This window comes from Enterovibrio makurazakiensis (genome assembly GCF_050336585.1).
Classification (GTDB): Bacteria; Pseudomonadota; Gammaproteobacteria; order Enterobacterales; family Vibrionaceae; genus Enterovibrio; species Enterovibrio gelatinilyticus.
Genome location: NZ_JAKJSE010000051.1, coordinates 1 through 4,220 on the forward strand (window position 1 = coordinate 1; position 4,220 = coordinate 4,220).

The 4,220-nt window shown below is 45.6% G+C and carries 6 protein-coding genes and 1 pseudogene; 5 read left to right on the forward strand and 2 right to left on the reverse strand.

Going from position 1 to position 4,220, the window contains the following annotated elements:
* Nucleotides 1-195, forward strand: a pseudogene (locus tag L4D06_RS25265) (hypothetical protein); the annotation flags it as partial.
* A gap of 22 nt (nt 196-217) precedes the next feature.
* Here the strand turns inward: L4D06_RS25265 and L4D06_RS25270 are convergent.
* The gene (locus L4D06_RS25270) at nt 218-571 is read right to left on the reverse strand and encodes a hypothetical protein (protein ID WP_429742233.1); all 354 of its coding nucleotides are present in this window, start codon (nt 569-571) and stop codon (nt 218-220) included.
* A gap of 223 nt (nt 572-794) precedes the next feature.
* On the opposite strand from L4D06_RS25270, the gene L4D06_RS25275 reads away from it, so the two are divergent.
* Together L4D06_RS25275 and L4D06_RS25280 are read left to right on the forward strand one after the other, a co-directional pair.
* The gene (locus tag L4D06_RS25275; RefSeq protein ID WP_429742235.1) at nt 795-1,118 is read left to right on the forward strand and encodes a hypothetical protein; all 324 of its coding nucleotides are present in this window, start codon (nt 795-797) and stop codon (nt 1,116-1,118) included.
* 209 nt (nt 1,119-1,327) lie between these two features.
* The gene (locus tag L4D06_RS25280) at nt 1,328-2,431 is read left to right on the forward strand and encodes a hypothetical protein (protein ID WP_429742237.1); all 1,104 of its coding nucleotides are present in this window, start codon (nt 1,328-1,330) and stop codon (nt 2,429-2,431) included.
* Between the two features lie 22 nt (nt 2,432-2,453).
* Here the strand turns inward: L4D06_RS25280 and L4D06_RS25285 are convergent, their stop codons facing one another.
* On the reverse strand, nt 2,454-2,807 hold the full coding sequence (locus L4D06_RS25285) for a hypothetical protein (RefSeq protein ID WP_429742239.1): 354 nt from the start codon (nt 2,805-2,807) through the stop codon (nt 2,454-2,456).
* A gap of 339 nt (nt 2,808-3,146) precedes the next feature.
* Here L4D06_RS25285 and L4D06_RS25290 point away from each other — a divergent pair, with 339 nt between their 5' ends.
* Both L4D06_RS25290 and L4D06_RS25295 read left to right on the forward strand, forming a co-directional pair.
* On the forward strand, nt 3,147-3,665 hold the full coding sequence (locus tag L4D06_RS25290; protein WP_274163645.1) for an Hcp family type VI secretion system effector: 519 nt from the start codon (nt 3,147-3,149) through the stop codon (nt 3,663-3,665).
* Between the two features lie 138 nt (nt 3,666-3,803).
* The coding region (locus L4D06_RS25295) for a contractile injection system protein, VgrG/Pvc8 family (RefSeq protein WP_429742241.1) at nt 3,804-4,220 on the forward strand (417 nt) is incomplete at its 3' end.

A 4,220-nucleotide genomic window follows, 5' to 3' on the forward strand; every position in this document is an offset into this window, starting at 1 on the left:
CCATACATGGTTTCAGAGTGGACTGATAAATTGAATAAAAAGCCATTGCCAGAAAATATCAATGAATGGTCAAAACCACTCCCAAAAGAAAAATGGGAAAAACCCAGTGAAGAGTTACTAGCGCAAAAAGCAGTAATAATGAAACATTTCGAAGCTGGTGGGACACTAGCAGATTTCAATCAAACTAAGGCATAGTTTGCTATTTTCTTAAACATATCTACCCCAACAACTTCCCTTTAATCCCATTGAACACCGCCAGCACCCTATCGTGGGCTGGCTTGTGGTCGGCGATAAACGACAAACAGGCTAAGGCGCTTTCGTCATAATCTTTAGGTAATTTAACATTCAAATCCTTCGAGATCGTCTGAGCGTACTTGAGTTGTTTTTCTGTGGGTAGCTTTAGTTCATCAGGGATCGCTGCATGGATTGTGTCGGTAATATGATCCGCAAATACCGGGCATTGAATGAGGTCAACGGTGGTTTCTTGTGCGAGTCGTAAGAATTTCTTTTGCTCGGCGGTAAGCGAATATTTAAAAGTTACTGCTCCCACGGAAAAGGTTATGTCGTCCACTTCGTTCCCTGATAATGGCGTTTTTATTGCTGAATCTTATCAGTACCAAAGCACATTTAGGTGTCTGATCACTGTGTCGGTGATGTAATTAATGCAGGCACCATCCGATGTTTGTCACCATTACCCCATTCTATAATTCGGCCAAATCTTGCTCAGCGAGCAACTTTTCGCCCGAACCACAAGCAATTCCTTGCTCAATCAATTCCAAAACAAACATAACCATTTGTTTTTATGGAAATTTAAAACTGGCGCGTCCCTTGCTTTTATCACCCGTTTCGTTGCTCGCCAAAATCTTGAATATCTCGACCTACTGGTCGAAGTTACCTCAAAATTTGGTACAGTGTTGTTTAAAGAACAGTCTGGCGCCCGATATACCATTAACCTGCAACAGCCTGAGAATATTGAGAAAGTTGAAGATAACCTCTATCTCGTGGAGCAGTTAGAAGAAGACGACGGTCAATTGACTCTCAGAAAAGCCTTGGAGTCAGCTTTACTCCCCATCAGAAACCCAGAGGTTACATTGAAGTGGGTGGCGAAGGTGGCATGATTTTCCAAACCCAGCAAATGTGGTTACTGTTCTTGATGAGCCTCGGTATCCCTGTCTGGCTGCTTTGGAGAAATGGAGGCGTGATGGGATCGACACATTAGAACAGATTTGGATGCAACTAAGTCAGCCCAATGAGCCTCTAATACTTGGGTTGCCTATTTACCCAAGGGAGATAAACACCCAACACATTATTATGGCAATGGATTAACATGTTCAGAAAAAACAAAAGCCAAGAACTCGACTTAAAGCAGCAAGAACCTAAAGCTGGAGAGCGCCGAAAATTTCTATCAGGGGAAGCCGTCTTTTTTTCACCGAAGCCCATGCCTGCGTATTACTTGAAAGACGATGACACAGTGCCCTCTTCAGAAATACTCGACATCAATGATGCTTATATGGACATTGGTGCTCGCTGCCAAGGGAAAGCATTTCAGGTTCAATTTGGGCACATATGCATTAATGCCGTCACCTTACTTGTGATCACAGTGCTTGTCTCTGTTGCATATTCAAACAGCAATGTTACTGGTGGGTCGTATTTCGGCGAACTATTGAGAGGCTTAGGTGAAATAGAAGTCGTCCTCTATATATTCTATGCAATATGTGGCGGAGTCGTATGGTTCGTCATCATCAAAACGTCGTTCGATTATGCTCGCCAACGCCCCATTCGCTTTCATCGCCAACGGCGCGAAATATGCTATTACCCAGATGGTAACAATACCCCAGTGATCGCACCTTGGGAGCAAGTGGTTTCTTGGGTTGCTTTAACAAGAGGCACGACGGGCACCAACGTCATGACCACCTATACATTTGGGATTGCCATTCCGACACCCGATGGCAAAGATTATTGGCTGTTACGCCAACCCGTGTATTCAGTGGGTGAGGCGCAAAGAAAATGGGAAACCATGCGTACATACATGGATGAGCCARAGAAAAAMTGGCCAAGATCRCGRCCATTTGTCAAAGAAGACCGMGCCATGTTTGATGCCGAGCGCAAACGTATCTGGTCTAAATTCCTAAAAGGTCCGAGAAAGTGGGTATCATTCAAATTCACCGATCCGGCAGACTCGTATTTCACCTTATTTTCATATTATTTCTATCATATTCTCGCATGCTGGAAGATCCCATACATGGTTTCAGAGTGGACTGATAAATTGAATAAAAAGCCATTGCCAGAAAATATCAATGAATGGTCAAAACCACTCCCAAAAGAAAAATGGGAAAAACCCAGTGAAGAGTTACTAGCGCAAAAAGCAGTAATAATGAAACATTTCGAAGGTGGTGGGACACTGGCAGATTTCAATCAAACTAAGGCATAGTTTGCTAACGGCTTAAACATATCTACCCCAACAACTTCCCCTTAATCCCATTAAACACTGCCAGCACCCTATCGTGGGCTGGCTTGTGGTCGGCGATAAACGACAAACAGACTAAGGCGCTTTCGTCATAATYTTTAGGTAATTTAACATTCAAATCCTTCGAAATGGYTCGGGCGTACTTGAGCTGTTTTTCTGTGGGTAGCTTTAGTTCATCAGGGATCGCTGCATGGATTGTGTCGGTAATATGATCCGCAAATACCGGCCATTGATTGAGGTCAACGGTGGTTTCTTGTGTGAGACGTAAGAATTTCTTTTGCTCGGGAGTGAGCGAATATTTGAAGGTTACTGCACCCACTGAAAATGTTATGTCGTCCATTTCGTTCCCTGACAATGGCGTTTTTTATTGCCGAATTTTATCAGTACCAAAGCACATTTGGGTGTCTGATCACTGCGTCAGTGATGAAATTAACGCAGGCACCATCCGATGTTTGTCTCCATTACCCCATTCTATAATTCGGCCAAATCTTGCTCAGCGAGCAACTTTTCGCCCGAACCGCGAGCAATTCCTTGCTCCGCCAATTCCCAAATATATATAACCCTTTGTTTTTTGTTCACAACAAAAGCTGGCACATCCCTTGCGTTATTTCCTGCGTTGTATCACCCGTTTCGTTGCTCGCCATTAAATGGTGAGCTTCCATTGATTAAGGACATCGCAATGCCAACTCCATGTTATATCGCCATCGAAGGCAAAACTCAGGGCAACATTACTGCCGGTGCATTCACTGCTGACTCTGTCGGYAACATCTACGTCGAAGGCCACGAAGACCAAATGCTGGTTCAAGCCTTTGACCACATTGTAACCGTACCGACTGACCCGCAAAGCGGCCAGCCTTCAGGCCAACGCGTKCAYAAACCGTTCAAGTTCACYGTGGCACTGAACAAAGCCGTACCGCTGATGTACAACTCCCTRGCATCAGGCGAAATGCTGCCAAAAATTGAACTGAAGTGGTACCGCACGTCTGTGGAAGGTAAACAAGAGCACTTCTTCTCAACCATTCTCACTGACGGCACCATCATCGATATCGATTGCCAAATGCCGCATTGTCAGGACGCAGGCAAGAAAGAGTTCACCCAGCTGGTCACCGTGTCTGTGGCTTACCGCAAGATTGATTGGGAACACACTGTCGCGGGTACTTCGGGTGCCGATGACTGGCGTGCGCCGATTGAAGCCTAAGGCTTCTTCGCAAGGGGCGTAAGCCCTTTGTGACCAACCCGCCTTCTGGGCGGGTTTTGTCGTCAAGCCATGACGCAGGACGACCGGATTTTATTGATGTATCAACTCTGACCACACAGGGTCTTGCTGGGATGGTTTATGGCTACGGAAAGCGGTCTCCAATTTACTCTTGCTGTTGAAGGTTTACCTGACGACGCCTTYGCGGTRRYCGAWTTCTCAGGTAGCGACTGCCTGTCTGAACCTTTTCTGTATCAGGYTCATTTAGCCAGCCGACAAKCCACCTTCACGGAAAATGACACCGTTGACCGTAATGTCACCTTAATGTTGTGGAGCGACGGSGAGCTTGAACAACGCTTTCAYGGCATTRTKCGYCGYTTTACTCGCGGTGACACGGGGTTCAGCCACACCCGTTATTCATTGGAAATGGTGCCTGCCCTCTCGCGTTTATCCCTTCGTCATAACAGCCGTATTTTCCAGCAGCAATCTGCCCCTGAAATCATGAGTATTTTGCTGCAAGAAATGGGCATTGATGATTATGCTTTCTCCCTTTCAGGC